3 protein-coding genes are annotated in these 2,541 nt (G+C 30.9%); all 3 read left to right on the top strand.

The annotated features are described in order from the left end of the window. A partial coding sequence (locus tag L6Q46_RS13595) for a M43 family zinc metalloprotease (protein ID WP_291284760.1) occupies positions 1-405 on the top strand: 405 nt, incomplete at its 5' end. Positions 406-486: 81 nt separating this feature from the next. Next, complete coding sequence (locus tag L6Q46_RS13590; protein WP_291284759.1) at positions 487-1,581, top strand: AI-2E family transporter; 1,095 nt, start codon at positions 487-489, stop codon at positions 1,579-1,581. A 2-nt stretch (positions 1,582-1,583) separates the two neighbouring features. Then, on the top strand, positions 1,584-2,541 hold a 958-nt coding region (locus tag L6Q46_RS13585), incomplete at its 3' end, for an RsmD family RNA methyltransferase (protein ID WP_291284758.1).

The raw sequence follows: 2,541 nt of genomic DNA, 5'->3' as shown, positions 1-2,541 counted from the left end.
GGAATTTTGGGTTACGCACAATTCCCAGGCGGTTCATCTGCAACTGACGGAGTTGTAATCGATTCAAAATATTTAGGAACTACTGGTACTGCTACAGCTCCTTTCAACAAAGGAAGAACAGCAACTCACGAAGTAGGTCACTGGATGAATTTAAGACACATATGGGGAGATGCTACTTGCGGAAGCGATTTAGTAAGCGATACTCCTACTCACAATACAGCTAATTACGGAATGCCAGCTTTCCCTCACTACTCTACTTGCTCAGGAACACCAATTGAAATGACTATGAACTACATGGATTATACTGATGATGCAGGTATGTACATGTTCTCAAACGGACAAAAAAGCAGAATGTTAGCCATTTTTGCTTCTGGAGGATCAAGATTTTCATTTGCTCAGCCATAAATCAAATGAAACATTTGAGTTAATTTGTAAAACTCACCATTATGTGGTGAGTTTTTTTTATTTTAGCAAAAAAGAAAATAAATGACTTCAAAAGAATTATCCTTCGGAATTGTAAGAGCGGTTGCTATAATTGCATCTATTTTACTTCTGTTATTTTTCTTGTATAAAGTTGCAACCGTTATTGTTTACTGTATAGTTTCAGTTGTTTTTTCCCTTTTACTTTATCCTTTAGTATTGTTTTTAAGAAGAAAACTAAAATTCAGAAATACATTAGCTGTCGTTGTTTCTTTACTATTAGTTATTTTTTTAATATCTGGAATCGTTTTACTATTTGTTCCGTTAATTATTTCGCAAGGTGAAAATTTATCACTTTTAGACATTAATTCCCTTGAAAACAATTACAATAGGCTACTTAATGATGTCACTATATATTTAAACTCACACAATATAGATTTACAACAAATTGCAAAAAGTTCAAACCTCACTTCATTTTCTAATTTTGAATTCATTCCAAACTTTTTGAATAATATAGTTAGTACCGTTGGAAATATCGGAATGGGATTGGCTTCTGTTCTTTTTATTTCATTCTTTATTCTAAAAGAAAGAAGTTCATTTTCAATAGCTTTCAAAAATATTTTACCTGTAAATCAAAAAGAAAAAGTTTTAAATTCTGTAGAAAAAATAAACGAAATGCTTTCTAAATACTTTTTAGGATTGCTTTTACAATTATTTATTATTTTAGTTTTATACTTCATTGTATTTCTAATTTTTGGAGTTGAAAACGCCTTAATAATTGCTCTTTTATGTGCTGTTTTCAATATTGTTCCTTATGTAGGTCCAATTATTGCCACTTTTGTAGCAGGAATATTAATCATGATTAGTAGTATTGGAACTGGAGCTGATTTTGCTTCTGAAACCTTACCAACAACGATTTACGTTTTGATTGGGATGTTTATTGTTCAATTGATTGACAATAATGTGAGTTCGCCTTTAATTTTTTCAAAAAGCACCAATTCGCATCCTTTAGAAATCTTTTTAGTGATTTTGATTGCTGGAATTTTATTTGGTATTACTGGAATGATTATCGCGGTTCCGTTTTATACTTCTTTAAAAGTAATTGGAAAAGAATTTTTACCCGAAAATAGAATCATCAAAGCCCTTACCAAAAACTTATAGTTTTGAATTTAGAATCTCTTTTACAAACTGAAATACAAGATTTTATTAACCAAAATCTGAATGCCGATAGCTCAAAATTAGCTTTAAAGAAAAATCCATTTCCTGAAGTTAATTATTCCGTTATCATCAATCAAATTATTGCAAAAAAGAAAGCAAAAGATAAACTTCCAACTTGGTTTTCAACTGAAAATATCATTTATCCTGAAAAAATTTCCATCGAACAAACTTCGTCAGAAACTACAGCTAAATACAAAGCTTCATTAGTTTCAGGAGAAAAATTAATCGATTGTACAGGTGGATTTGGTATTGACGATTACTACTTTTCAAAACAATTCAAATCCGTTATCCATTGCGAATTGAATGCCGATTTATCTCAAATTGTAAAACATAATTTCGAAGTCTTAAAAGCCACAAATATTGAATGTTATCAAGGTGATAGCACTCAAATTTTAGAACAATTGAATCAAAAGTTCGAATGCATTTACATCGATCCTTCCAGAAGAAATGATGCTAAAGGAAAAGTCTTCATGTTAGCCGATTGTTTACCAAATGTAGTCGATTTACAAGATTTTTATTATCAATTTACCGATACGATTTTAATCAAAACTGCTCCTATTTTAGACCTTCACGCGGGTTTATTGGAATTGAAAAACGTATCAGAGATTCACATCGTAGCAGTAGATAATGAAGTAAAAGAATTGCTTTGGAAGATTGAGAAAAACTTTGACGCATCTCCAGAAATTATTACAGTTAATTTAGAAAAAGAGAAGCAAACGATTACTAAAATTGAAAGTACAAAATCGTATTTTGCTTCTTATAGTTTGCCAAAAAATTATCTCTACGAACCCAACGCTTCTCTAATGAAATCAGGCGGATTTGAAGCGGTTTCAGAATTGTTTGCTGTTGGGAAGTTGCACCAACATTCGCATTTATATACTTCGGATGAACTTATTGATTTTC

This window comes from Flavobacterium sp., from assembly GCF_023151265.1.
In the GTDB taxonomy this organism is placed as follows: Bacteria; Bacteroidota; Bacteroidia; order Flavobacteriales; family Flavobacteriaceae; genus Flavobacterium.
Note: the sequence above shows the minus strand (reverse complement) of the source record. Positions and strands in the feature narration are given on the sequence as shown.

Excerpts from the sequence above, each read along its gene's own strand:
- L6Q46_RS13590 (WP_291284759.1), top strand. The coding sequence starts at position 487 with ATGACTTCAAAAGAATTATCCTTCGGAATTGTAAGAGCGGTTGCTATA.